Genomic DNA, 24,585 nt, shown 5'->3' with positions numbered 1-24,585 from the left:
GTGTAGGCCTGGGCCCGGCTGAAATCGTGGTGCAGCACCGGCTCGCTCAGCGACACAGGCCCCCGGTCACCACGATATCGTCGCCGTCGGCTTCCAGGCCGTCGAGATAGAAGCAGTTGTAGCGCCAGTAATCGACCCGGCTGAGCTCGCCCTCGGTGAGGATGTCGAGGCCCAACTCGAGCTGTTGCAGCACGGCCTGCAGGGTCTGCACCTCGAAGTAGCCGCCGACGTCGAATCTTTCCAAAAAGCGGCCGACTTCCGCGGCATAGGTGGGCTTGACGCTGAAGGCGTTATGACCCACCAGCTTGGGCGAGAAATCGGCCTTGGGGAGAGCGCCGACAAGGGTGGTGCGAAGCGGCATCAGAGGGTGATCGTAGCACGCTTTTGGCCGCCCCCGGACCGCCGGCTGGACGTGAGGCAGGCCGTGACCCGGCGAACATTCCGGATTAAGCTCTGGAGCACCCTGACAGAGCGAGCCGCAGATCACACCGTGGCGCCACCCGATACCCCGGCCATCGATGCCACCCAGTTCGAGCACGTCATCTCGATCCATTACTATGGCCGTTCCGGCTCTGTCTTTTTGCACAGCCTGTTGGACAACCATCCCCAGGTGGTGACGCTGCCGGCGATCTATCTGGTCGGCTTCTACGCCTTCTGGGAAAGCATCCGCGAGCTGCCGGCGATAACCGCGCTGGGCTATTTTCTCGACGCCTACGAGGTCTTCTTCGATCCCGGCGCCGAGGTTGGCGATACCTCGCTGGGAACCAGCTACGGCCTCGACCGCATGGGCACCGAGGGCGACCAGCGACTGGGCCTGGACAAGGGCGCCTTCAGCGACGCCCTGTTGCGCAAGCTCGCCCTGGTGATCGAGGACTTCCAAAGCCAGCCGCTACCGGGGCGCTACTTCTTTAAGGCCGTACACGCCGCCTACGCCGAGGTTCTGGGACGTAAGCTCGGGGCTGGCCGGCCCTTGCTGGTCTTCCAGGGACATGTTCCCGAACCGGACAAACTGCGCCCCCTGGCCCAAGATTTCCCGGGCCGCGTCAAGTTCCTCCACACCGTGCGCGAACCGGTCCAGACCCTGGCCTCGCACTACCAGGGAAGCGGGCGTTCGGAACAATGGCTGCACCTCGACCTGCCCAGGCGCCTGATTTTGCAAAGCCTCGACTACGCCACGCCCATGGCGCAGCGCAGCCCCCCCGGCGAGACCGCCTTCGAGGGCAACGAGAGCCGTGCCGTACGGCTCGAGGACCTGCATATGAAGCCCCGCGAGACCTTGGCAAAAATCGCTGCCTGGATCGGCATCGAGTGGCACGAAAATCTCATGCACAGCACCTTCGACGGCAAGCTCTGGACCTGGCGTAGCGGCGATACCGTGGTCCAGGGCTTTCAGAGCCAAACCATCGCCAAGCGCCACGGCGACATCGTGACGCCCTTCGACCGGCTGCGTTTGAAGTTCCTGTTGGCCGACAAGTACGCCGCCTGGGGCTATGATATCGGCTGGCCTTTCCTGCTAACGCCGCTCAGGCTGGCGGCCTTTATGCTGTGGCTCTGGCCCTTTCGCTTCGAGACCCGGCTGTGGCGCCGGCGGCGGCCCTGGGATGGCCGCACCGTGGGCGCCATGGGGACCGAATACCTGGCCCTGCGCCGCCATGTGGTGGGCCGTTGGTGGCGCGGCTGGCGGCGCCGCGAAGCACTGATCGAGTTGCTTTGATCGGCGCCGACAGGTAAGAAAAACGCGGCCCAAAGCGATCGCTGGCCGAAGCAGCAGTGGAGCTTGAGATATGAAAACGGAATGGGACTATTCCGACCTTGCCGAGGCCTACCTGCAACGGCCGGACTATTCCGATGCCGCCATCGACGAGCTGCTGGCAAGCACCGGGCTGGAAGCCGGGGCGCGGGTCTGCGACGTCGGTGCCGGGGTGGCGCACCTGACGCTGAAACTGCTGCAACGCGGCCTCGAGGTAAGCCCGGTCGAGCCCAACGACGAGATGCGTGCCCGCGGCCAGAAGCGCACCGCCGCCTGGCCCCGGGTGAGCTGGGTCGAAGGCACCGGCGAGCACACCCAACAACCCGACGACGCTTTCGATCTGGTCACCTTCGGCTCGTCTTTCAACGTCGTCGACCAAGCGGCGGCGCTCCGCGAATCGTCCCGCATCCTCAAGCCGCAGGGCTGGTTCGCCTGCATGTGGAACCACCGCGACCTCGATGACCCACTGCAGGCCGCCATCGAAAGCGCCATTGCCGCCCGCATACCGGACTACGCCTACGGCAGACGGCGCGAGGACCAGACGGTGGCGATCGAAGCCAGCGGCCTGTTTGGCGAGGTGAGCCGCATCTCGGGCGGCATCACACACCAACAATCCTTGCAGGACTGCCTCGAGGCCTGGCGCAGCCACGGCACGCTGCACCGCCAGGCGGGCCAGCAGTTCGAGGCCGTCATTGGCGATATCGAGGCGGTACTGCGAGAGAGCGGCCTCGCGGTCATCGACATTCCCTATACCACCCAGGTCTGGCTGGCCGGGTTGCGCAATTGATGGCGACTGATTTTTCCTTCGGCACCAAGGCCGAGACGCTGGAGCGGCTGGCGCCGCTGGTGCGACGGGCCGAGGTCCTCGATCTGACCTATTTCCCGGTCTCCGATTGGCTGGCCGACCCCGACGCCGTGCTCGAGCGCCTGGCCGCGGACTACGGCGAGCAGATCTTGGCGGTGCGCTCCAGCGCCACTGGCGAGGACAGCGCGGAAGGTTCAATGGCCGGTGCTTTCATGAGCCGGCTGGGCGTCGATGGCGGCAACCGCCAGGCCCTGCAAAGCGCCATCGCCGACGTCGTTGCCTCCTATTCCGGCAATCCCAACGATCAGGTCCTGGTCCAGCCCATGCTTGACGACGTGGCGCTAAGTGGCGTCATCATGACCCACGATTTGCAGCGCGGCTCGCCCTTCTACGTCATCGAATACGACGACGAATCGGGCAAGACCGACTCGATCACCGGCGGCACCCACGTCAACAAGGCGGTGCTGGTGTTTCGCGGCTGCGACGACAAGTACCTGCAATCCGAGCGTGTCCTCAGCATGCTTGTCCTGGCCCGCGACCTGGAGGAAATTTGCGGCCCGGTACCCTTGGATATCGAGTTCGGCATAACCCACGATGGCCGCGTCGTGCTCTTCCAGGTGCGGCGCATCAGCCTGCAGCGGCGCTGGCTGGCGGGCACCCAGAACCGGGTCTCGAAGCGCCTGGAATACATCGAGCGATTCGTCGAGAACCGCTCCCGGCCCCGGGCCGGCCTGGCCGGCTCGCGCACCGTGCTCGGCGTCATGCCGGACTGGAACCCGGCCGAGATCATCGGCACCACGCCGAGGCCGCTGGCCGCCTCGCTCTATCGCGAATTGATCACCCGCGACGTCTGGCGGCTGGCCCGCGAACGCATGGGCTACCGCCGGCTGCCCTCCGAGGAACTCATGGTCACGGTCGGCGGCCACCCCTTCATCGACGTGCGCAACAGCTTCAATTCGCTGCTGCCCGAGGGCCTCGACGGCACTATCGCCGAGGCCCTGGTGGACGCCTGGCTCGACCGCCTGAGCGGACACCCGGAACTCCACGACAAGGTCGAATTCGAGGTCGCCCAGACCTGCCTCGACTTCACCTTCGATGAGAATTTTTCGGCGCGCTACGGCGGCCTGCTCGGCGCCGACGACTTGGCCAGCTTCCGCGAGCACCTGGCCAGCTTGACCAATTCCTGCCTCGAGCTGGGCCGTAATGGCACGCTGGAACTGGCCCGCACGGTGGTTGACACGCTCTCGGACAAGCAGCGCCAGCGCCGCAAAACGAGCCAGGACCAACACGAGATCGAACCCCTGCTGGCGGCCGCCGATTATCTGCAGGAATGCCGGACTTCGGGCACCCTGCCGTTCTCGATCATCGCCCGCCACGCCTTCATCGCCGAGGCCCTGCTGCGCTCGGCCGTGGCCCGCGGCGCCATCGCGCCGGAGCGGCTGGCGGAATTGCGCCGCTCGGTGCGCACGGTCTCGGGCGAGCTTACGTCGGATTTCGCCGCCGTCTGCCGCGGCCAACTGGGCCCGCAGGCCTTCATGCTGCGTTATGGCCACCTGCGCCCCGGCACCTACGACATCCTGTCGCCACGCTACGACGAGCGCGACGATCTTTTTTCCGACAGCCTGCCGCCCGAGGAAGTGGCACCCGCGAGCTTTGCGCTCAGCGCCGCCGAACAGGCCGCCGTGGACAAGCTGCTGGCTGAAAGCGGGCTCACAAACATCGACGCCGAAGGCCTGGTGAGCTACGCTCGGCGCGCCATCGCCGGCCGCGAAGACGCCAAGTTCGTCTTCACCCGCAGCCTTTCCGACGCCCTGGCGGCCATCGGGCGTTGGGGCGAGATCCTCGGCCTGGGCCGCGACGACCTCTCCTACATCGAGGTCAACGCCATGCTCGATACCCTGACCGATGCGGTGCTCGACGATACCGACCTCCACTTTCTGGATTTGGCCGAGGGCGGCCGCCGGGCCATGGAACTGAGCGCCGCGCTCAAGCTCAACTACCTGATCAGTGACGCCAAGGACATATACGTCGTGCCGCTGCACCGCTCTGCTCCCAATTTCATCGGCTCGGGCCGCATCGAGGGTCAGCCCATACTGCTCGATTCCCTGGCCTCCGCCGGCACCAACCTTTATGGCAAGATCGTCTGCATAGAAAACGCCGACCCTGGCTACGACTGGATATTCACCAAGGGCATCCAGGGCCTGATCACCAAGTTCGGCGGCACCAACTCCCACATGGCGATCCGCTGCGCCGAGTTCGGTTTGCCCGCCGCCATCGGCTGCGGCGAACGCACCTTCGAGCTGATGGCCTCGGCCCGCCGGGTCGAACTCAACTGTGCCGACCGCCTGCTGCGCCGGCTGGACGCGGCCTGAGAAGCCCCGGCACAGCGGCATGGTCAAAACCCGACGCCTCGGCCTCAGCATGCGCACCTCTGACGCCGTCGCTTACGTCGAGGAACGCGACGCCCTGGCCCGCGACTGGCTCGCCTTCATGGCCGCGGTGCTGCCCGAGGCAGCCTGGCTGCCGCTGCCCAACGCCGGCACCCAGGCCAGCGAGTTCATCCGCGACTGGGAGCTCGACGGTCTGATCCTCACCGGCGGCGACGATATCGGCGCGGCGCCGGCGCGCGACACCACCGAACGGGCGCTTTTCAAGCACGCCTGGCAGGCCCACCTGCCGTTGTTTGGCGTCTGCCGCGGCATGCAGTTCGTGCAGAGCGTCCTGGGCGGGCCGCTGGGAGACTGCCGGCGCGAGGAACACGTGGCCCAGCGCCACCAGGTATCCCTTGTGGCCCAACCCTGCCCCGGACTGCCGGCCATGACCGAGGTCAATTCCTTCCACACCGTGGGCATCAGGGCCGAGACCCTGGCGCCGCCGCTGGAGGCCCTGGCCGTTACCGCCGACGGCTGGGTCGAGGCCTGTCATTGCCCCGAGCGGCCGCTGATCGCGGTGATGTGGCACCCGGAGCGCGAGGCCCAGCCGGCCGATCTCGACCGCGCCCTGGTGCGCCACCTGTTCGGGCTGGGCGGCAATTGAGGGTATCGTCATGATCGGCATCATCCTGGCCGCCGGCCGCGGCTCGCGCATGGGATCATTGACCGACAACCAGCCCAAGTGCCTGACCGAGCTGGCCGGCCGCAGCTTGTTGGATTGGCAATTGACCGCGCTGGGCGCCGCCGGCATCGAGCAAATCGTGGTAGTGCGCGGCTACTACCGCGAGGCACTTTCGGGGCCCGGCTACGATGTGCGGGACAACGAACGCTGGGCCGATAGCAACATGGTGGTGACATTGACCGCCGCCGACGACGTGCTGCGGCGCGACGATTGCCTGGTCTCCTATTCCGACATCGTCTACCACCCCGACGCCGTGTGCGCCCTGGCCGCGGATCGCCACGATGTGGCCATCGCTTACGATCGCCACTGGCAGGCACTTTGGCAAGGGCGCTTCGAAGATCCCCTGGCCGATGCCGAAATTTTTCGCCAGCGCCGCGGGCGGCTTCTCGAGATCGGCGCCCGCACCGCCCGCGCCGACGAGATCGAGGGCCAGTACATGGGGCTCTTGAAGTTCACGCCGGCGGGCTGGCAGGGGGTGAGCGAGCTCTTGGCCGGCCTGGCCGAGGCCGAGCGCGACCGCCTCGACATGACGGCCCTGCTGTCGCGCTTGCTGGCGGCCGGCACGGCTATCGGCGCGGTGGCGGTCGAGGGCTCCTGGTGCGAGGTCGACAGTGAAACCGACCTCAGGTTCTACCAGGAAAAAATCGCCGCCGCCGAGGCCTGGAGCCACGACTGGCGATGGTAGGCAATCCGCCAGCGCCATCTTCGGGCCAGGTGATTTGGATCACTGGACTTTCGGGCGCCGGCAAAAGCACCATAGCGAACGAGATCGCGCGGCAATTGCGCGCCGCCGGTACGACGGTCTTGCTGATCGACGGCGACACCGTGCGCCAAGCCTATGCCGATGCACCGCTCGGTCACGACCGCGAAGGCCGTCTGGAAAACGCCTACCGGGTCGGTGAACTAGCCCGCCAAGCGACAAAGCGCGGCGAGACAGCGGTGGTCGCCACCATGTCGCTCTTCCACCGCATCCACTACTGGAACCGCAAAAACCTGCCCGGCTACTTCGAGGTCTTTCTCAAAGTCGACCTCGAGACGCTGCGCCGGCGCGACCCCAAGGACCTCTACCTGCGCGCCGACAGTGGCCAGGAGGAGAACGTGGTCGGCCTCGACATCGCCGTCGAGGAGCCGCAAATCGCGCATCTGGTGATCGACAACAACGAAAACCGCGAAGACGTCGGCGAAATCGCCGCCACCATCATCGCCGCGGCGGACGCCGCGCCGGCCGAACGGGAATAGCCGCTACCACCCGACCCTCTCGTCGCCGACGCAGAGAGCATCCACGCGATCCCCGTAAAAGGCCATGTAGTCGCGAATGCCGGCGACCTCGGCGAAGGGCTGCTCGTAGCTCCACATGGCGTTTTCGCTACTCCGCCCGTCGACCACCAGCGTCCAGTACGAGGCCTGGCCCTTGAAGGGGCAGAAGCTCTCGTGATCGCTGCGCTGGGCGAACTCCATAGCTACGTCGGCCCGCGGCAGGTAGTAAACCGGCTTGTGCCGGGTTTCCAACATGATGCGGGCACGGCTGCTGTCGGCCACGGTCTGGCCGTTGAATTGGACGCGCACGCGCTTTTTCGTGGGCTCGAAGCCGACGCGGTAGTCGGGATGCGCGGCCCAAGCCGACCGGCGTTCGCCTTTGTTGCCGCTCATCGTTACTTCCTCGACTGCTCCGGCGCATTGTGGGACAAATAGCCGCCAATCGCATCCCCTCAACTGCCGCCGGAAACACCATGATCACCAAGGGCTATAAACAACTCTGTGCCGAGGCCGAGGCCGAAATCGAGACCTTGACCGTGGCCCAGGCCGTCGAACTGATCGAGGATCCAGAGGTCGAGATCATCGACATCCGCGACATCCGCGAGCTCTGGCGCGAGGGCACCGTGCCGGGATCGGTTCATGCGCCGCGCGGCATGCTGGAGTTCTGGGTCGATCCCGAGAGTCCCTACTACCGCGAGCTCTTCGGCTCGGGCAAGAAGTTCGTCTTCTTCTGTGCCGGCGGCCTGCGCTCGGCCCTGGCCACGCAGCAGCTGCAGGGCATGGGCCTCGAGCCCGTGGCCCACATCGAGGGCGGCTTCGACGCCTGGAAGGAAGCCGGCGCGCCGATGGTCGAAAAGGAGCGCAAGCCGCCAAAATGAGCGCCACCATCCGCTGGGCCCGACCCGACGATGCCGACCACGTGGTGCGGCTGGTCAAGGCGCTGGCGGCCTACGAGCACGAGCCCGAGGAAAGCGTTCGCCTGAGCGCCGACGACGTGCGCCGCGACGGCTTCGGCGAACCTCCCTGTTTCGAGGTAGTATTGGCCGAGTGGGAGAGCGAGGTGGTGGGCTTCGTGCTGTTCTTCCCCAACTATTCGACCTGGGAGGGACGGCCGGGGCTCTACATCGAGGATCTTTTCGTCGAGGATCGCGCCCGCGGCCATGGACTCGGCCGCCGGCTGATGGCGGCAGTGGCGAAAATCGCTGCGGCCCGTGGCTGCCGGCGCCTCGATCTCAACGTGCTCGATTGGAACCCGACGCGGGATTTCTATCTCCGTCTGGGCGGACGGCATCTGGCCGAGTGGCTGCCTTACCGGCTCGACGCCGCCGCCATAGCTGCCCTGGCGGCAACGGCCGACGAACTCTGAGGAGACATTGATGGGCAAGACATTCGAGGCCTTGGATGAACGGCTGATCGAATTCATCGAGGCGCAGCAGGTCTTCTTCGTGGCCAGCGCGCCTTCGGGCGATGCCGGCCATGTCAATCTCTCGCCCAAAGGCCTGGATGCACTACGCGTCCTCGACAGCCACACGGTGGCCTATCAGGATCTGGCCGGCAGCGGCGCCGAGACCATCGCCCATGTACGCCAGAACGGCCGCCTGACCATCATGTTCTGCGCTTTCGCCGGGCCGCCGCGTATCTTGAGACTCTACGGCCGCGGCGAAGTTCTGGAGCCCACGCACGCCGACTTCGGCGAACTCGCGGGACGCTTTCCCGAACGCCTAAGCACGCGAACGATCATTCGTCTCGAGGTGACACGGATCGGCGATTCCTGCGGCTTCGGCGTACCGCTTTACGAATTTGTGGAGGAGCGCGACCAGTTGCTGCGTTGGGCCGAACGCAAGGGCCCCGAGGGCATTGCCGCCTTCACGCAGAAACACATCGCCACCAGCATCGACGGCCTGCCGACCCTGGAAGCACTCGATTCCGGAGATTGATCTATTCGGCGGCGGCGGCTTCGGTCGCGGCAATCATCCCGCCGGCATCCTCGGCGGCCCAGCGCCGGGCGACATCTTCGAGAGCATCGATGACGGAGCGCAACTCCTCGCCCCGAACGGTCAGGCCATAAGTGACCTGGGGCGGGATGCTGGATTTTTGCTCGCGGAAAATGACTCCGGCGTGCTCCAGCATCTTCAGGCGTTCGGAAAGCACCTTGGCCGAGATGCCCGGGATCAGGCGCCGCAGCGCTCCGAAGCGCGTCGGTCCCTGGTGTTGCAGGGTGTAGAGGATGTAGGTCGTCCACGGCCCCATCAACAACCGCAGCAGCGAATCCACCGGGCACCCCATGGGACTCGCCGGCAGGGTCATGGGCTTGGCCAATTCGTTCATGCTGGTGTCCGAAAGAAAGCTGGTGGTTACCTGAAAGTACCTACTTTTATTCCGTAACCGGTTTTGCTAGGTAACCGACTATGGTCCGGCACGCCGGGTTTGGCAAGTCCGCCGGAATTATTTGCAGCGAGGAGGAATACCTAAATGGATGAAGTTGTAGTTGCCCAAAAATCTCCCTATGCGACAGACGTAACAGCCGGCGAAAAATATTACTGGTGCACTTGTGGCCGCAGCAGCAAGCAACCGCTGTGCGACGGCACGCACAAGGAAACCAGCTTTACGCCTTTGGCCTGGGAGGCCCCTGAGACCAAGACCGTCTATTTCTGTGGTTGCAAGAAGACCGGCAAGTCGCCGCTCTGCGACGGCAGCCACAAGGACCTCTAGCCGGACCTGCCGGAGCCCCGGCTGGCGGGGCTCCGGATGGGCTCGGAACTTTCCCTTCCGTGGATATCGCCGACCTCATCATCGAAACCGCCGCGCTGCCGTTCGTGGTCGCGCTGGCGACGGCCTTGCTGGCATTCGCGCTCAATCGCCGTTACGCCGCCCTGGGGCTGGTGCTGGGCTTTCTCGCGGCCTATTGGCTGATCATATGGGCCTGCCGCCGCTGGCGCCGCGCGGCTCGGCCCAGAAGCTGCCCTATCTGGCCCTGCTGGCGGCCGGCGCCGGATTGGCGGTGGAAATCGGCGCGGCGCGCTTCCGGCTGCTGCGCCCGGGGCTGGCGCTGGCACTGCCGCTGGTCATCGGCATCTGGCTGGGCTGGCGTGGGCTGGCCCGGGGCGAGGGCACGAGCTTCGCCGCCGTTGCCGCCCTGGTGGTGGCCGGCAGCGCCGTCTTGCTGGCCTATGGGCAGCCGCCCGAGGCCGGCCGGCGCGGCCTCGAGGCTCCGGCCGTGGCGCTGGTCCTGGCCCTGGCGCTGGGTGCGCTGGCGCTCTTGGGCCGCACGGCCTCGACGGCCCAGCTTGCCTTCGCCCTGGCGGCGGCGCTGGGTGGCGGACTGATCCTCAACTGGCCCAGCCAGCGCTTTCCTTTCGCCGGCCTCGGCGTCTTTGCCGCCTTCGGCATCCTGCTGGCGCTGGGTGGCCAGATGCTTCTCTTTTCCGAGGCCAGTCGGCTGGGGCTCGCCATCGCGACCCTGGTGGTCGCCTCGCCGCTCGCCGCCCGGCGCCTCAAGCTGCCGGCGGGCCCGAGCGGCGACGTGCTGGCACCGCTGGCCACGGGAGTGGTGGCCCTGGTACCGGCGGCGCTCGCCATTGGCATCGGGCTTGCCTTGGCCTCGAGGGAGCCAAGCTATTGAACCGACCTTTCGCCCAGGCAAAAAGGAGCAAGTCATGAACGCACGCAGTTTGGTCGTTGCAGGAATTCTGGCCGCCGCCGTCGGCCTCGGCGCCGTGCCGGCCCCGGCGGCGTCCTTCAGGATCGACAGCCTCCATAGCTCTGCCGCCTTCCTGGTCGGACATCTTGGCTATTCCAACATGATCGGCCACTTCGGCAAGATCAGCGGCAGCTTCGAATTCGACCCCGCCGCGCCGGAGCAGAGCAGCGCCAGACTGGTCATCGACGCCGCCTCGGTGGACACCAACCTTGACCGGCGCGATGGCCATCTGCGTTCACCCGACTTCTTCAACGTCAAGGAATTTCCCGAAATCACCTTCAGCACCACCAAGGTGACCGTGACCGGCGCAAAGACCGGCAAGGTTACCGGCGAGGTCACCATGCTGGGCGTCACCCGGTCGATAACGCTCGACGTCAGCTTCAACAAGATGGCGCCCAACCCCAGAAGCAAGGCCCTGACCGCCGGCTTCTCGGCCCGCGGCAAGATCAAGCGCTCCGACTTCGGCATGAAGTACGCGCTGGGCGGCATCGGCGACGAGATCACGCTGTTTGTCGAGATCGAGGGAACCTCGAAATAGCACCGGCGGGTTGACGTCAGCTCAGTTTGGCCGCCTGCCCCATGGCTTGGACCAGGCGTTCGACGCAGAATCCGGGCTCGGCGCAGGCTTTGATGATGACGGCCTCGCGGCGGCCCACCAACGCCGCCGCCGCCGGGATCTCGCGAGCCGCTTCGTGGGGCACCACCACGGCGCCGTGACGGTCGGCGTGCAGCAGATCGCCGGGCGCCACATTCATGCCGAAAACCTCGACCGGGACGCCGATCTCGACGGGATGCACCCAGGCGTGCGAGGGCACGACCTTGGCCGCCAGGATCTGGAAGCCGGGCGCGATGTCGTCGAGATCGCGGGTGCTGCCGTCGGTGATGACGCCGGCCACGCCCAGCGCCCGGTGGATGTTCGAGTTGACCTCGCCCCAGAAGGAGCCGAAGCCGGCGCGCTCGCCGTCGAGGTCCTGGATTACCGCGATGGCGGGCTGGGGGCCGCTTTCGAGCTGGCGATAGTATTCGAGACGGGATTCGAGGGCATTGCCGCTCGGCGGCTCGGTCGAGCGGATGGTCAGGGTCTTGGCATAGCCCACCAGCGGCGGCAGGGTGGGATCGAGGCAGAATATCGGCTGGCTGCTGAAACCCCGGCCGCGGCGCTCGGGGTCGACCAGCTCGAGGGCGTTGCAGACGGTGGGCGTATCGAGCGCCCTGAGGGCTGCGAGCTCTTCCTCATTGAGCGCCGGTGTGGACCCCATGATGCATCTCCCGAGACGGCCTGACAGAGACCGAACCCTACACCGCCCCCCTGGCATCGGCACGGGAATATCATCATGGGCCGATTTGACGGCCAGCTGCCGCCCGGCCGTGGTGCTTGACGGCGGAGGCCGGGAAGGGCAGAACGGAGGCCTAACGACAGTCAGAGAATCCGAAGGAGATGCGCGTGGCGAAGGAAACGGTTCAGTCCGAAATGACCGGCAAGGTATGGAAGCTCAACGTCGAGGTCGGTGCCAGCGTGGCCGAGGACGAAGAGATCATCATCCTCGAATCCATGAAAATGGAAATCCCGGTGACGGCCCCGGTGGCCGGCAAGCTGGGCAAGTTCCTGGTCGGTGAAGGCGACGAGGTGGCCGAGGGTCAGGACGTGGCCGTTATCGAAATCTGAGAACGGAGGGACAGCCATGGACCAGCAACGCTACGACGCCGGAATGAAAGTCCGCAAAGAGGTGCTGGGCGCCGAATACGTCGACAAGGCGATGCAGAACGCCGACGACTTCAACCGTGAATTCCAGGACATGGTGACGGAGTACTGCTGGGGCAGCACCTGGGGCAACGACCGCCTGTCGAAACAGCAGCGCTCGATCCTCAATCTCGGCATGCTGGCGGCGCTCGGCCGCAGCCACGAATTCGGGCTCCATTTCAAAGGCGCCATCAAGAACGGCCTGAGCCAGGACGAACTCAAAGAGGTGTTGCACCAGATCGCCGTCTATTGCGGCATCCCGGCCGGCGTCGAGAGTTTTCGCATCGCCCGGCAGTGCCTGGCCGAGCTCGAGGAGGAGGGCAAGTAGCCGTGAAGTGCGGCTTCATCGGGCTCGGCAACATGGGCGCGCCGATGGCTGCCAACCTGGCCGCCACTGGCTGCCAGCCGATCGTCTACGACAAGGCGGGAACGGCGGAACGGGCGCCCGAAGGTGCCATCCAGGCGGCTTCGCTGGCCGAGGTGACGGCCGCCGAGACGGTCTTCCTCAGCCTGCCCGATGGCCCCGTGGTGGCGGCCGTGGCGGCCGAGATCGCGGCCAGCAACCAACGCCGCACCACGGCCGTGATCGATACCTCGACGATCGGCGTGGAGGCAGCCCAGAGCATCTGGCGGGAGCTCGACGGCGCCGGCATCGGTTTTTGCGACGCCCCGGTCTCGGGCGGCACGGCGGGCGCCAAGGCCGGCACCGTGGCCATCATGTTCTCGGGACCGCGGGCCATCTTCGATTCCCTGACCGAGCCCCTTGCGGCCATGGGCAACCCCTTCTACGTGGGTGCTGAAGCGGGCCAGGGCCAGGCCATGAAGCTTCTCAACAACTACCTCTCGGCCACCGCCATGGCGGCCACCAGCGAGGCGATTTCTTTTGGCCTCTCGGCGGGCCTCGATCCTTCGCTGATGGTCGAGATCCTCAACGCCTCGTCGGGCCAGAACATGGCGACGGCGGACAAGTTCCCCAACCGCATCATCCCCGGCAAATACGACGCAGGCTTCACCAACACGCTCTTGAAAAAAGATCTCGAGCTCTACCTTGCAGGTGTTCAGAAATCCGGCACGCCCCGGCGCCTCGGCGAGAACCTGGTGGCGCTCTGGCGCGACTTCCACGCGGCCCAGCCGGACGCCGACTTCACGCGCATATTTCCCTTCGTGAAAGACCAATAAGCGGCCCAGGTGGCGCTCGAGAGATCCCTGCCGACTCCCGCCCACAGGTAATATTCCCTAATTTCGGGGACAGGGACCAGTTTCCAGAAATCTTATTTTACGACAGTTACTTAGCGAGATAGGGGGACAGGGACCGATACTCTAAGAGGGGGTTTCGTTAAGAAAGTTTCGGGGACAGGGACCTATTTTCGATCCGCTCACTTGAACCCCATCGTGCCGGGCAGCCACAGCACCAGGTCGGGCCACAGCAGCACCAGCACCAGGCCCACCGTCATCAGCAGCACGTAGGGCAAGGCCCCGGCCATGATCTCGCGGATCGGCGCATCGACGATGCCGCGGATGACGAAAAGGTTCATGCCCACCGGCGGCGTGATCAGGGCCATCTCGAGGTTGACCATCAGCAACACGCCGTACCACACCAGATTGATCTCCAGCGCATCCAGCACCGGCAGCACGATGGGCGTGGTCACCAGGATGATCGAGATGGTCTCGAGGAACATGCCCAGCACGAAGACCACGGCCATCACCACCAGCAAAAAGCCGATCGGCCCCAGACCCAGCTCGGTGACCTGTTCGACAAGCTGGGCGGGCAGCCTGAGGATGGTCATGACGTGGCTGAAAAGCGACGCCGCGATGAGGATCATGAAAAGCATACTGGTCAGCCGCGCCGCCTCCAGCGCCGCCTGGTAGAGCGTCTCGACGGTCAGCCGGCGGTAGACCACGCCGGCGATGAAGAGCGCCGCCAGGGCACCGGCGGCGGCGCCCTCGGTGGCCGTGAAAACGCCCATGTACATGCCACCGAGAATCAGCGGCGGCAGCAACATCGGCCACATGGCGCGGCGCAGCGCCGTGGCGATCTCGCCCAGCGAGGCCCGGGGCTGGCGCTCGTAGTTGCCGCCCCAGACGGCCTGGATGGAGCAGTAGGCGCTAAACAGCGCCGCCACGGCCAGGCCCGGTAGGATGCCACCGATGAAGAGGCCACCGATCGAGGCATCGGCGACCACGCCAAAGAGGATCATCGGCCCCGATGGCGGGATAAGAATACCCAGCGTGCCGCCGGCGGCGACGGCGCCATAGGCGACGCGTGGCGAATAGCCGAAGCGGGTCATCTGGGGGATGGCGATGGCGCCGATGGTCAGGGCCGTGGCGGCCGAGGAGCCAGAGATGGCGGCAAAGACAGTGCAGGACAAGATGGTCGCCACGCTGAGGCCGCCGGGCCAGTGCCGCACCAAGGTGTGCATGGCGGTATAGAGGTCGTCGACGACGCGGGCATGAATCATGATGTGGGCCATGAAGGCGAACAAGGGAATCGCCGCCAGCATGTAGATCTCGAGTTTGCCGTATACCAACTCGCCGATGCTGCCGATCTGGCCCTCGGCAACGTAAAGGATGGCCATGGCGGCGGCACCCAGGCCGGCGAACACCGGCACCCCGGTGAGCAGCAGCAAGAGCATGCCGATCAGGATCACGATCAGGGTGATCATGGCCCGCCCTCCGGCGGCTCGAACAACAGCCGAATGAGGCCGCCCAGCGCCGTCAGCAGCAAAAGGGCGGCGCCCACTGGCACGGCCAGCTGGGGTATCCACATGGGCACTTCCAGGTAGCCGTCCGACAAGAGCCCGACGGAGGCCGAAAAGAACACCATCTCGAAACCCGCCACCATCAGCACGGCGGCCACGAAAGCGGTGGCCGCTTGGCCCCAAATCCTTGTCAACCGGCGCCAGCGTGGCGCCAGGCGTTCGGTCAGCAGATCGACCTCGATGTGCTCGCCCCGGCGCATCACTTCGGCCGCCCCCAGCATGACCATGCTGACCATCAGGTAGCCCACCAGCTCGTCGCTCCAGGTCTGGGGCTGGCCCAGCAAATAGCGCATGCCGACGCTGTAGCCGACGATGCCGGTCAGCGCCAACACCAGCAGGGCGCCGACCATCAGGCCGGCGGCCGTGGCCGCCGCCAGCAGGCGTGATAAGAAGCGGAAAGGGGCGCCCGCCAGAATTTGGCGGACGCCCTGATTCCGATCATTCATGGCCGGACCTGTGGCTCGATACGATCCGGCTTGGCCACACTACAGGTTCTTGATCAGCTCGAGGATCTTCTTGCCGTCATCGCCCGAGGCCTCGAGGAAGGCATCGGTGAAGGGGCCGATCATGACACGGCGCATGGTCTCGGCCTCGGCGGCCGAGTGGATGTGGATGGTCATGCCCTTGCCGCGCAATTGGTCGGGTGCTGCGGCCGCGGTGCTCTCGGTTCTCTGCATGGCACTTTTCTCGGCCTTGGCGCTGGCCTTGGAGATGGCCTCGCGAGCCGCGGCGTCGAGGCCGTCCCACCATTTGGGATTGACGTAGAGGTGGAAGTAGACGCTGAAGAGCTGCGACACGGTGCCAAACTTCTGCACCTCGTAGTACTTGCGGCTAAAGGCGGCCGAGACGTCGGTCAGTCCGGCATCGATGACGCCGGTCTGCAGCGCCTGGTAGACCTTGGAGCCGGACATGGCGCTGGGCGCCGCACCGAGCGCGCGCAGCCCCGAATCGACGAGCTTGTTGAGGCCGCGGATCTTGACGCCCTTGAAATCGGCCGGCTTGATCAGCGGCTTGTCGCCCGAGGTGTAGATCGAGGTGTTGGTGACAAAGAGCCAGGCGATGTTGCGCACGCCCTTGGATTCCAGTTTCTGTTCCAGGAACTTGGCCACCGGCGAGCCCGGGAAGCGGCTCAACAGCGTCAAATCGGTGAAGGTGTAGGGCATGGCCGTGACGTTCATCTCGGGAATCGTCTTGCCCCACTGGAAGTTGACCGAGAGCGCCGATTCGATTTTCCCTCGGGCCACGGCGGGAAAGTTCTCCTTGGCCCCGAAGGCCTGGTTGGCGGGGAAGGTCTGGACGTCGATGGCGCCCCCCGAGAACTTCTCCACGTCGGCCGCCCAGGCCTCGACCAGCTTGGCCATGTGGTGGCGCGGCGGCAGCTGATGGCTGACCCGCATCACGGTTTCGGCCCGGGCTTGCCCCAAGCCCAGCCCACAGAGCATGGCAACGGCAAGCGTTATTCCCAACAAGCGTTTCATGACGTTCTCCCTTTCGCGGTTTAGCTTTTTCGTTTCCGTCACTTCTTATCGGCTGCCGGCGCCAAGCGCCCGGCCCGATCCTGGTAATCCCTCTCTCTAGCCCGCAAGTCGCCCAAGCCGATGAGTTCGTTGAATTCGTCGAAGTCCATCATGTGGCCGGCGATCTCGGGGTCACTGTCGTCCCTGGCCAAGACCGTCATTACCCGCCTCAGCGTCTGGGCCACAGCATAGGTCGCCACTGCCGGCAGGGCCAGCGCGGCAAAGCCGAGCTCGGCGAACTCGGCGGCGCTGAGCTCGGGGGTCTGGCCGCCGTTCATGCGCGTGGCCAGTACCGGCGCCTCGATCACGCGGCAGACCCGGCGCATCTGTTCAGGCGTTTGCAGGGCCTCGACGAAGATCAGGTCGGCACCGGCCTGGCGATAGAGCTGGGCCCGTTCGATGGCATCGTCGAGGCCATTGAGCGCCAGGGCGTCGGTGCGGGCCATGATCATCATGTCGGGATCGCGCCGGGCATCGAGGGCGGCCATCAGCTTCTCGACCATTTCGGCGGCCGGGATCACGGCCTTGCCCGGGGTGTGGCCGCAGCGCTTGGGAAAGACCTGGTCCTCGATGAACAGCGCCGCCACGCCGGCACGTTCGAAGCTTTGCACCATGCGCACCGCGTTGCTGGCGTTGCCGAAGCCGGTATCGCCATCGACCAGCAGCGGCAGGCCGCCGGCCTCGACCAGGCGGGCGTATTGCTCGGCCATCTCGGCCAGCGAGAGCAGCGAGACGTCGGGTGCCGCCAGCAGCGTGGCACTGGCGCTGTAGCCGCCGGCGGTGGCGGCGGCAAAGCCGGCCTGGGCCATGATGCGGGCGCTGAGCGCGTCGTGGATGCCGGGCAGGACGAGGATCTCGGGCGCCAGGACGAGCTCGCGGAAGCGCCGCGCCAGGGTCATGGCAGGAGCCAAAGGGTTGGGCCTGGACCGGCGATGATCATTAGAATTTCACTTGCAATGGCCACAGCAGATCCACAATTGAGCCTGTGAAGCGACGGTGCAAGCGGGAAATGCTAATATTTCGCAGTAGATTTTCTAATATAGACGGAGCCCGGGATGTGAAACCTGCCCCCACTCAACGCGCTGCGCGCCTTCGAGGCGGCGGCCCGGCACTTGAGCTTCACCAAGGCGGCGGAGGAGCTGCGCGTCAGCCAGTCGGCGATCAGCCAGCAGGTGCGCAAGCTCGAAAGCCGGCTCGGCGTGCGCGTCTTCCTGCGCGGCAGCACCGGCCTCGAGCTGACGGGCGAGGGCCGCACCTACCTGGCCATCCTTTCGGAAGCCCTGGACCGCGTCGACGCCGCCACGGCCGAGATCTTCGGCAGTCCGGCGCGCACCGTGCTCACCGTCGGCGCCATGGCGACGCTGGCGCTGAAGTGGCTGCTGCCGCGGCTGCCGCGCTTTCGCCGCGACCACCCCGACGTCCAGGTCAACATCGCCAGCGCGCCCTATGTCGCCGATTACGACCAAGTCAGCGTCTGGCGCGGCCTGGGCAAGGACATCGACCTGGCCTTTCATTACAGCGAGGGGCCGTGGCCCGGCCTGCGCTCGTGGTGGCTGATGGACAGCGACCTGTTGCCGGTCTGCAGCCCGGAACTAAGGGACGGCTCGAGGCCGTTGCGCCGGCCCGCCGACCTCGACCGCTTTGAGCTCTTGCAGGTCAACGTGCCGCAGCGCCAGAACGACTGGCAGCGCTGGTTGCAGGTGGCCGGGGTCAGCGGCCTCAAGCTCGAACACGCGCACCGCTTCGATTATTCCTACCTGGCCATCCAGGCCGCCATCGAGGGCCTGGGCGTGGCCGTCACCAACCGGCCCTTCGTTTCCATGGACCTGACCGCCGGGCGCCTGGTCGCACCGTTTGAAATTGCCGCACCGGCACCCCACAGCTACTACCTGGTGTGCGCCGAAGCCGACGCCGGCAAGCCCAAGATCGCCGCCTTCCGCGAATGGGTGCTGCGCGAAGCGGCACTCGAGCGGGCGGCACCCGCCGTTAACATTTCTTAATTTTGAGAGGGGGGACACACACCTTAATGCTCAAAAGGTAGGCATTAAGATGTCTGTCCCCGGCATTCCCTGCAGTTAGAATGCCCAGGGGGAGGGTGTCAAACATGGCAGATCAAGTAACCGTCATCGGCCAATCGGCCGGCCAACTGGCGGCCGGGATTCGCGCTGGCGCATTGTCGAGTGTCGAGGTCGTGGCGGCGCATATCGACCAAATCGAAGCCCAGCATGAGCGCCTGCACGCCATGGTCCTGCCGTTGTTCGAGCAAGCACGGGAGGCGGCCAAGGCGGCCGACGAGGCGCGCGCGGCCGGGGCCGAATTGGGACCGCTGCACGGCGTGCCCATCACCATCAAGGCCCAATTCCTGGTGGCAGGCAGCGAAACCACCATGGGCTTGCTGCATCGGCAGGGCGGCATCGACCCCGCCGACGGACCCCTGATCGCCCGCCTGCGCCGGGCCGGCGCCATCATCGTGGGCAAAAGCAACATCATGCAAATGCTGTTGGGCTACGAAAGCGACAATCCGCTTTATGGCCGCAGCAACAATCCCTGGAACACGGCCCGCACGCCAGGAGGCAGCAGCGGCGGTGAAGGCGCCTTGATCGCGACCGGGATGCCGCTGGGCATGGGCGGCGATTTTGGCGGCAGCATCCGCATACCGGCACATTTTTGCGGCATCCACGGTCTCAAGCCGACGGCCCGGCGCCTGCCCAACGACGACACCCCGGTGATGGATTTTTTCGAGATGGGCCAGCAGGCCATCATTCCCCAGCCCGGACCGATGGCGCGCACGGTCGATGATCTGGTCCTGGCCATGTCGATCCTGGCCGGGCCCTATGACGAGCCCTTGCTCGACCGGGTGCCGCCGGTGCCCTGGGCCGGACCCGAGGGGATCGACGTCTCAAGCCTGCGCATCGGCGTTTTCGACGACAACGGCTTCTTCCGGCCCTCGCCGGCAGTTCGTCGTGCCGTGCGCGAGGCAGCCGGCCATCTCGCCGATCTGGGCGCCAGCGTGGTCGAATTCCCGGCCCCCGATGCCCGGGCAGCCCTGGGATTGTTTCTCGATATCGTCACGGCCGATGGCGGCCGCGCCACCAAGCGGGCCCTGGGGCCCGATGCCGCCAATCATTTGCTGAAGCCGATCCAGCAGGGCGCCGCCATGCCCCGGCCGATGCGGATGTTGCTATCGTCCGTGCTATCGGGACTGAGCCAGGACACGGCATCCTTGATCGTCAGCCATGGCGGCACCTGCCCGTCGCCGCGGTATTTGGATCTGGTAAGCGCCTGCGACGCCTATCGCCTGGGCCTGCTAGGCGAGATGGCCGGCGCTGGCGTCGATGTCCTGCTGTGCCCGCCTTTCGGCACCGCGGCGCCATTGCACGGCACGACGACGGAGCTGTTCGGCGCCGCCAGCTATGCCGCGCTGTTCAACCTCACCGGCTTCCCGGCCGGCGTGGTGGCGGCGACCCGGGTGCGGCCGGGCGAAGAAAGCGACCGCGCCGCCAGCCGGGACAAGGCGGAGCGGGTGGCACTGGCCTGTGAAAAGGACAGCGCCGGCCTGCCTGTCGGCGTCCAGGTGGCGGCAGCTCCCTGGCGCGAGGACCAGGTGCTGGCGGTGATGGCGGCACTGGAAGGAAAGTTCCGCCAGGGGGATGACTATCCCGGGTTGGCAGCGCCGGCATGAATCCCTCGATCTACTGTGTTTCCCTTGTCCCCAGCGAGAGTTTCCGGATTTCAACTGCATACTCGGCGAAGGCCTTTTCACCCTTCAGGCTGAGGGCATAGATGCCGACTTCTGTCCGTTCGAACCAACCGTAGTGGTCATCCGCCATCAAGCGCCGCGCCTTTTCGACATTGGCGATTTTGGCGACCTCTGCGGCCTTGGTGGGACCGAGGGAATGCAGGACTTTTAGGCATCGCAAGGCATCCTGACGGTATGCCGTTATCAGGCCTGTCCGCATTGTGCCGCCGGTGTTGGGGTCTCCGACAAGTCTGGCGAACTCGCGCAACAGGCGGACCTTTTTTTGCGTCATTCGACGAGGTCGATAAGGCGCCGGATCGCAGTGGATCTGGACGAATTCATCCCGTAGGCGAACCGTGATCAAGCCAAGGCCGAGGCGCCGGCACAGAGCCTTGTTGTGCTTAAGTGATTTCGTGAAGGCCTTGGTCGTGCCGAAAGGTACGGCTACATATACGGAATGCGTTATTCCCTGCCGCTCAATTGCCTGATGAAACAATGCCAGGGAGAAACCGGATTTGAGCTCCACAACTATCGGCTCTTCCTGGCCGCGCACGGCGACGACGTCCGCCGCCCCGACTTCACCCTTTACCTCATAGCCCTGCCCCTCGAGCAACTCCTTGATGGGCCGATAGAGATCGGCCTCTCGGAATCCATTTGCGTTCATTGTCGTCTATACCGTAGGAAGCGGCTGTTCTCAAAGACCCAGCGCCCGTTTGGGTTCCGGGGACACGGTTCCCGGGTAACAGCACGCATCGGCCAGAAAATGAAGCTGCACTACGCTTGGGATTCGCCTTACGTCCACAAGGTCATGCTGGTGGCCCACGAATGCGGCCTGATGGACCAACTCGAACTCCTGCCGACAACCGTTGAGACGGTCATCGAGGATGTGCGTGGCGACAATCCCCTGGGCCAGATCCCGACCCTGATCACGGACGACGGCACGGTGCTCTACGATTCGTTCGTGATCATGGAATATCTCGACCACCGCGCCGGATGCGGCCTGCTGCCGCCGCCCGGGCCGGCGCGCTGGCTGGTCTTGCGCCATCATGCGCTTGGCCACGGCATGATCGACACCATCCATCTTCGCTTTCACGAGATGCTCCGTCCAGCAAACCAACAGTCGCGGGCGTTGATCACCAAGAAAGAAACCGAGGCCCGGCGGACCTTCGAGGCGCTGGAGGCCGAGGCCAAGAGCGCCAGGCTGTGGCCCGAGGCGAACCTGGGCACGCTCACCATCGCCTGCGCCCTGGCCTACGCCGAGCGGCGCTGGTCCGAGGGCCAATGGCCGCTCGGCCGGCCGGCGCTTGCCGCCTGGTACGAACATTTCGCGGCCCGGCCCTCGATGCGCGACAGCGCAGCGCCGCCGGAATAATTCGGGAGAATAGGGACCGGTTTTGAAATATCCGGGCCGTGACCCGGCGAGAAATGCGGGCTAGGCTTCGGACTTGCTCAAGCCTTTTCTATAGAGCTTGCCAGTCGGGCTGGTCGGCAGTTCGGGATGGAAATGAATGGCCTTGGGCAGCAGCGCCCTGGGCAGCATCCTTGATCTTTCGCAATAGCTGAGAACGTCCGATGGCGTGACGCTGGCGTCGTCGACGACGAGATGGGCCTCGATGCGTTGGCCAAATTCCGCATCCTCGGCGCCGATGACCGCGGCACCGCGGACGGCCGGATGAGAGAGCAACACGTTCTCGATTTCCTCGGCATGGACCTTGATGCCGCCGGTGTTGATCCTGTTGTCCTTGCGTCCCCGGATGGTCAGCAGACCCTGCTCGTCGAGAACCCCAAGATCACCCGATCGCCACCAGCCGTCGTGAAACTGCGCGCGCGTGAGAAGGTCGTCGCCCAGGTAGCCAAGCGCCAAGGAGCCACCGCTGATGGCGACCTCGCCGGTTTGGCCAGGGGCCACGACATCGTCGAAACCGCCCTCGGGATCGATCAATTTGAGGTCGGCGCCGGGGATCGGTTGTCCCACCGCCGTCGGAAGATCCCTGCCCACAAGCACCTCGTGGGGCGCCACGATGCCCGCCGCGCAGCCGCCCTCCGTGGCGAGATAGGCCGTGCGCACCGCTGGCGCGAAGGCCGCCAGTTCCCGAATCAATTTCGTCGAGCCTTTTTCGCCGGAATAAAAGGCCATCCGCAGGCGGGTCATATCGCCGGAGAACTCCTGGCCCAGCACCATGTTCCAAACGCTGGGAACCAGGGCCGCAACCGTCATGCCTTCGGCGGCCAGCGTCTCGAGGTAGTCGAGCGGGTCGAAAGCATCGTGGAAGAAGATCTTTCCGCGCAGGGCGACAAAGGGCAACACGGTGTGCAGCCAGGCGGCGAACGACGGTGACATGGGGATGGAGACGCCGTCCGAGGGATCGCTTACGCCGTAGACGAGGGAGCCGGCGAATGCGGTCTCCAGGACGGTCTTCTGGCTGTGGACAACACACTTCGGATCGCCCGTGGAGCCCGAGGAAAAGAAAAGGACGGCGGTATCGTTTGGCGATATCGGGGTGGTTTCCAGGCTTGACGCCATGTCGTCCGAAGCCGCCAGGTCGTCACTCCCGGGCTGCGACCGATCGAGGTGAACGATCAGCGGCGCTTTGGCCGCGGCGCCGGCAATGCCGGAGAGCCGCCGAGACTGGTCGCTGTCGCCGATCAGGACCTCGGCGCCGATTCGCCCCAGCGCTTTTTGCAGCCGTAAATCCGTGTCCTTGGTGTGCAAAGCGCAGCAAACGGCGCCAAGCATCTGGCAGGCAAAGAAGGCCACGGCATGACGGGCCGAGGGCAGGCAGAAAAAGCCGACGACGCTGCCCTTTGCGACGCCCTTGGCGCGCAGTGCCGAGGCCACGGTCCGGGCCTGCCGCCAGGCCTCGCGTCCCGTCCAGCGAACGTAGCTGTCCAGCAGAAAGGGCTGCTCACCCTTCCACCTGCAGGCCTGCTCGAAAACCCCGGCGATACCGAGCGATGGGATCACAAGGCCCGGCCGATTATGTATTTCATGATCTCATTGGTACCGGCATAGATACGATGCACCCTGGCGTCCACCCAGGCCCTGGCGATCGGGTATTCCCACATGTATCCGTTGCCGCCAAAGAGCTGAAGACAGTCGTCGAGGATCTGATCCTGCAATTCCGTGGTCCAGAGTTTCGCCATGGCCGCGGTTTCCGCCGACAACTCGCCACGGCCGTGCAGCTCGATGCATTTGTCGACGAAGGGCCGGGTCGCGACCGTCGCCGTTGCCGCTTCGGCGAGCTTGAACTGCGTGTTCTGGAACTCGAAAACATGCTGCCCGAAAGCCTTGCGGTTCTTCGTGTAATCGACCGTTTGGGCAATCGCGGTTTCGCAAATGACCATCGAACGGACGGCCACAACCAGTCTTTCCTGCGCCAGCCCATGCATCAGAATGCGCCAGCTCGCATCCTCGGAACCCAGCATCGCCTCGGCCGGAACCCGCATATCCTCGAAAAAGAGCTCGGCGGTATCCTGGGCCTTGTTGCCGATCTTCTTGAGATTTCGTCCCCTTTTGTAGCCCGGCGTCGTGGTATCGACGAGGAACAAGGAGATGCCCTTGGCTCCCTTGCCCGGGCTGGTTTGCGCCCCCAGCAGTATGAGATCGCCGATGATGCCGTTGGTGATGAAGGTCTTCGAGCCATTGATCACGTAGTGCTCGCCGTCGCGACGGGCCATCGTTCGGATGTTCTGGAGATCGCTGCCGCCGTTGGGTTCGGTCAGGCCGATACTGGCTATGGCCTCACCCGCCGCCATTTTCGGCAGCCATTGCTTTTTCTGGCTGTCGCTGCCGAACTCGACGATGAAGGGCGCCACGATGTGGGCATGCATGTCCCAGGCCGGCGCCGCCAGACCGGCACGGCCCAGTTCCTCGATTACGATGGCATCATAAAGAAAGCCCGCCTCGGCACCGCCGTAAGCCTCGGGAATGCTGGTGCCCAAGAGCCCGACCTCCCCCGCCCGCCGCCAGATTTCCGGCGGCGTCCTGCCCTCGTCTTCCCAGTCCGAATAGTGCGGCATGACCTCCGCTTCGAGGAACTGCCTGACGGTGTCGCGAAACAACTCGTGCTCAGGCGAATAGACCGTACGCGGGATGCCCAGGGTCATGTTTATCGGAGCCTCATCTGCCACTGCCCATTTCTCATATTGACTAGGCCGATGCACACTGTCAATACTATTTGGTATGGTTTGGAACGCACCAGG

Annotated in this window: 29 protein-coding genes; 18 read left to right on the top strand and 11 right to left on the bottom strand. The window is 65.3% G+C overall.

The genetic code is table 11. The features are described from left to right. Positions 1-46: 46 nt before the first annotated feature. Positions 47-361 carry a hypothetical protein gene (locus tag QGG75_15695; GenBank protein MDP6068678.1) on the bottom strand — a complete coding sequence of 105 codons (315 nt, stop codon included), beginning with the start codon at positions 359-361 and terminating at the stop codon, positions 47-49. A gap of 129 nt (positions 362-490) precedes the next feature. Here QGG75_15695 and QGG75_15690 point away from each other — a divergent pair, with 129 nt between their 5' ends. The 6 genes from QGG75_15690 (at position 491) to QGG75_15665 (ending at position 6,908) form a co-directional block, all read left to right on the top strand. Then, on the top strand, positions 491-1,714 hold the full coding sequence (locus QGG75_15690) for a hypothetical protein (GenBank protein MDP6068677.1): 1,224 nt from the start codon (positions 491-493) through the stop codon (positions 1,712-1,714). Between the two features lie 70 nt (positions 1,715-1,784). Further along, on the top strand, positions 1,785-2,537 hold the full coding sequence (locus QGG75_15685) for a class I SAM-dependent methyltransferase (protein ID MDP6068676.1): 753 nt from the start codon (positions 1,785-1,787) through the stop codon (positions 2,535-2,537). Beyond that, complete coding sequence (locus tag QGG75_15680; GenBank protein ID MDP6068675.1) at positions 2,537-4,927, top strand: PEP/pyruvate-binding domain-containing protein; 2,391 nt, start codon at positions 2,537-2,539, stop codon at positions 4,925-4,927. The genes QGG75_15685 and QGG75_15680 overlap by 1 nt, the downstream gene beginning before the upstream one ends. 19 nt (positions 4,928-4,946) lie before the next feature. Further along, positions 4,947-5,591: a gamma-glutamyl-gamma-aminobutyrate hydrolase family protein gene (locus QGG75_15675; GenBank protein MDP6068674.1), complete on the top strand. Its 645-nt coding sequence runs from the start codon at positions 4,947-4,949 to the stop codon at positions 5,589-5,591. A gap of 10 nt (positions 5,592-5,601) precedes the next feature. After that, complete coding sequence (locus QGG75_15670; protein ID MDP6068673.1) at positions 5,602-6,354, top strand: phosphocholine cytidylyltransferase family protein; 753 nt, start codon at positions 5,602-5,604, stop codon at positions 6,352-6,354. A gap of 29 nt (positions 6,355-6,383) precedes the next feature. Beyond that, positions 6,384-6,908 carry an adenylyl-sulfate kinase gene (locus QGG75_15665; protein ID MDP6068672.1) on the top strand — a complete coding sequence of 175 codons (525 nt, stop codon included), beginning with the start codon at positions 6,384-6,386 and terminating at the stop codon, positions 6,906-6,908. A gap of 3 nt (positions 6,909-6,911) precedes the next feature. On the opposite strand, the gene QGG75_15660 is transcribed toward QGG75_15665, so the two are convergent. Then, entirely contained in the window at positions 6,912-7,319 is a 408-nt protein-coding gene (locus tag QGG75_15660) for a DUF427 domain-containing protein (protein ID MDP6068671.1), read from the bottom strand. Positions 7,320-7,399: 80 nt separating this feature from the next. Between QGG75_15660 and QGG75_15655 the strand changes: the two genes are divergently transcribed. From QGG75_15655 to QGG75_15645, 3 genes are read left to right on the top strand one after another with little or no spacing between them, the layout of a single operon-like run. Next, positions 7,400-7,804, top strand: coding sequence for a rhodanese-like domain-containing protein (locus tag QGG75_15655; protein ID MDP6068670.1), 405 nt, complete (start codon positions 7,400-7,402; stop codon positions 7,802-7,804). Next, the gene (locus QGG75_15650) at positions 7,801-8,292 is read left to right on the top strand and encodes a GNAT family N-acetyltransferase (protein MDP6068669.1); all 492 of its coding nucleotides are present in this window, start codon (positions 7,801-7,803) and stop codon (positions 8,290-8,292) included. The genes QGG75_15655 and QGG75_15650 overlap by 4 nt, the downstream gene beginning before the upstream one ends. 10 nt (positions 8,293-8,302) lie before the next feature. After that, positions 8,303-8,863: a pyridoxamine 5'-phosphate oxidase family protein gene (locus QGG75_15645; protein ID MDP6068668.1), complete on the top strand. Its 561-nt coding sequence runs from the start codon at positions 8,303-8,305 to the stop codon at positions 8,861-8,863. Position 8,864: 1 nt separating this feature from the next. On the opposite strand, the gene QGG75_15640 is transcribed toward QGG75_15645, so the two are convergent. Further along, on the bottom strand, positions 8,865-9,254 hold the full coding sequence (locus QGG75_15640) for a helix-turn-helix domain-containing protein (protein ID MDP6068667.1): 390 nt from the start codon (positions 9,252-9,254) through the stop codon (positions 8,865-8,867). Between the two features lie 144 nt (positions 9,255-9,398). Between QGG75_15640 and QGG75_15635 the strand changes: the two genes are divergently transcribed. From QGG75_15635 to QGG75_15625, 3 genes are all read left to right on the top strand, one after another. Then, positions 9,399-9,638 (top strand): CDGSH iron-sulfur domain-containing protein, encoded by a 240-nt coding sequence (locus tag QGG75_15635; GenBank protein MDP6068666.1) that lies wholly within the window; start codon positions 9,399-9,401, stop codon positions 9,636-9,638. A gap of 193 nt (positions 9,639-9,831) precedes the next feature. Then, on the top strand, positions 9,832-10,548 hold the full coding sequence (locus tag QGG75_15630; GenBank protein ID MDP6068665.1) for a hypothetical protein: 717 nt from the start codon (positions 9,832-9,834) through the stop codon (positions 10,546-10,548). A 34-nt stretch (positions 10,549-10,582) separates the two neighbouring features. Next, positions 10,583-11,164 carry a YceI family protein gene (locus tag QGG75_15625; protein ID MDP6068664.1) on the top strand — a complete coding sequence of 194 codons (582 nt, stop codon included), beginning with the start codon at positions 10,583-10,585 and terminating at the stop codon, positions 11,162-11,164. 16 nt (positions 11,165-11,180) lie between these two features. Here QGG75_15625 and QGG75_15620 read toward each other — a convergent pair whose 3' ends face one another. Then, positions 11,181-11,885, bottom strand: coding sequence for an RraA family protein (locus QGG75_15620; protein MDP6068663.1), 705 nt, complete (start codon positions 11,883-11,885; stop codon positions 11,181-11,183). A gap of 185 nt (positions 11,886-12,070) precedes the next feature. Between QGG75_15620 and QGG75_15615 the strand changes: the two genes are divergently transcribed. From QGG75_15615 to QGG75_15605, 3 genes are read left to right on the top strand one after another with little or no spacing between them, the layout of a single operon-like run. Beyond that, the gene (locus QGG75_15615) at positions 12,071-12,292 is read left to right on the top strand and encodes an acetyl-CoA carboxylase biotin carboxyl carrier protein subunit (protein ID MDP6068662.1); all 222 of its coding nucleotides are present in this window, start codon (positions 12,071-12,073) and stop codon (positions 12,290-12,292) included. A gap of 16 nt (positions 12,293-12,308) precedes the next feature. After that, positions 12,309-12,695: a carboxymuconolactone decarboxylase family protein gene (locus QGG75_15610; GenBank protein ID MDP6068661.1), complete on the top strand. Its 387-nt coding sequence runs from the start codon at positions 12,309-12,311 to the stop codon at positions 12,693-12,695. A 2-nt stretch (positions 12,696-12,697) separates the two neighbouring features. Continuing rightward, entirely contained in the window at positions 12,698-13,546 is an 849-nt protein-coding gene (locus QGG75_15605; protein ID MDP6068660.1) for an NAD(P)-dependent oxidoreductase, read from the top strand. A gap of 197 nt (positions 13,547-13,743) precedes the next feature. Here QGG75_15605 and QGG75_15600 read toward each other — a convergent pair whose 3' ends face one another. The 4 genes from QGG75_15600 to QGG75_15585 are packed head-to-tail and all read right to left on the bottom strand — an operon-like array spanning position 13,744 to position 17,542. Beyond that, the gene (locus QGG75_15600) at positions 13,744-15,027 is read right to left on the bottom strand and encodes a TRAP transporter large permease subunit (GenBank protein ID MDP6068659.1); all 1,284 of its coding nucleotides are present in this window, start codon (positions 15,025-15,027) and stop codon (positions 13,744-13,746) included. Next, positions 15,027-15,572 (bottom strand): TRAP transporter small permease, encoded by a 546-nt coding sequence (locus QGG75_15595; GenBank protein ID MDP6068658.1) that lies wholly within the window; start codon positions 15,570-15,572, stop codon positions 15,027-15,029. Before QGG75_15595 ends, QGG75_15600 begins: the two co-directional genes overlap by 1 nt. A 39-nt stretch (positions 15,573-15,611) precedes the next feature. After that, positions 15,612-16,604, bottom strand: a complete 993-nt coding sequence (dctP, locus tag QGG75_15590; GenBank protein ID MDP6068657.1) for a TRAP transporter substrate-binding protein DctP — start codon at positions 16,602-16,604, stop codon at positions 15,612-15,614. Positions 16,605-16,642: 38 nt separating this feature from the next. Next, the gene (locus QGG75_15585; protein ID MDP6068656.1) at positions 16,643-17,542 is read right to left on the bottom strand and encodes an oxaloacetate decarboxylase; all 900 of its coding nucleotides are present in this window, start codon (positions 17,540-17,542) and stop codon (positions 16,643-16,645) included. Between the two features lie 165 nt (positions 17,543-17,707). Here QGG75_15585 and gcvA point away from each other — a divergent pair, with 165 nt between their 5' ends. Together gcvA and QGG75_15575 are read left to right on the top strand one after the other, a co-directional pair. After that, positions 17,708-18,643: a transcriptional regulator GcvA gene (gcvA, locus tag QGG75_15580; GenBank protein MDP6068655.1), complete on the top strand. Its 936-nt coding sequence runs from the start codon at positions 17,708-17,710 to the stop codon at positions 18,641-18,643. A gap of 104 nt (positions 18,644-18,747) precedes the next feature. Next, positions 18,748-20,325: an amidase family protein gene (locus QGG75_15575; protein MDP6068654.1), complete on the top strand. Its 1,578-nt coding sequence runs from the start codon at positions 18,748-18,750 to the stop codon at positions 20,323-20,325. A gap of 10 nt (positions 20,326-20,335) precedes the next feature. On the opposite strand, the gene QGG75_15570 is transcribed toward QGG75_15575, so the two are convergent. Beyond that, positions 20,336-21,046 carry a DUF2161 family putative PD-(D/E)XK-type phosphodiesterase gene (locus QGG75_15570; protein ID MDP6068653.1) on the bottom strand — a complete coding sequence of 237 codons (711 nt, stop codon included), beginning with the start codon at positions 21,044-21,046 and terminating at the stop codon, positions 20,336-20,338. A 99-nt stretch (positions 21,047-21,145) separates the two neighbouring features. Between QGG75_15570 and QGG75_15565 the strand changes: the two genes are divergently transcribed. Then, entirely contained in the window at positions 21,146-21,754 is a 609-nt protein-coding gene (locus QGG75_15565) for a glutathione S-transferase family protein (GenBank protein ID MDP6068652.1), read from the top strand. A gap of 60 nt (positions 21,755-21,814) precedes the next feature. On the opposite strand, the gene QGG75_15560 is transcribed toward QGG75_15565, so the two are convergent. Together QGG75_15560 and QGG75_15555 are read right to left on the bottom strand one after the other, a co-directional pair. Next, a complete protein-coding gene (locus QGG75_15560) occupies positions 21,815-23,347 on the bottom strand; it encodes a class I adenylate-forming enzyme family protein (protein ID MDP6068651.1) in 1,533 nt (510 codons plus the stop codon). After that, entirely contained in the window at positions 23,344-24,489 is a 1,146-nt protein-coding gene (locus tag QGG75_15555; GenBank protein MDP6068650.1) for an acyl-CoA dehydrogenase family protein, read from the bottom strand. The genes QGG75_15560 and QGG75_15555 overlap by 4 nt, the downstream gene beginning before the upstream one ends. Positions 24,490-24,585 lie beyond the last annotated feature (96 nt).

The sequence above is a fragment of the Alphaproteobacteria bacterium genome, assembly GCA_030740435.1.
GTDB lineage: Bacteria > Pseudomonadota > Alphaproteobacteria > UBA2966 > UBA2966.
This window is presented reverse-complemented; position numbering and strand designations above follow the sequence as displayed.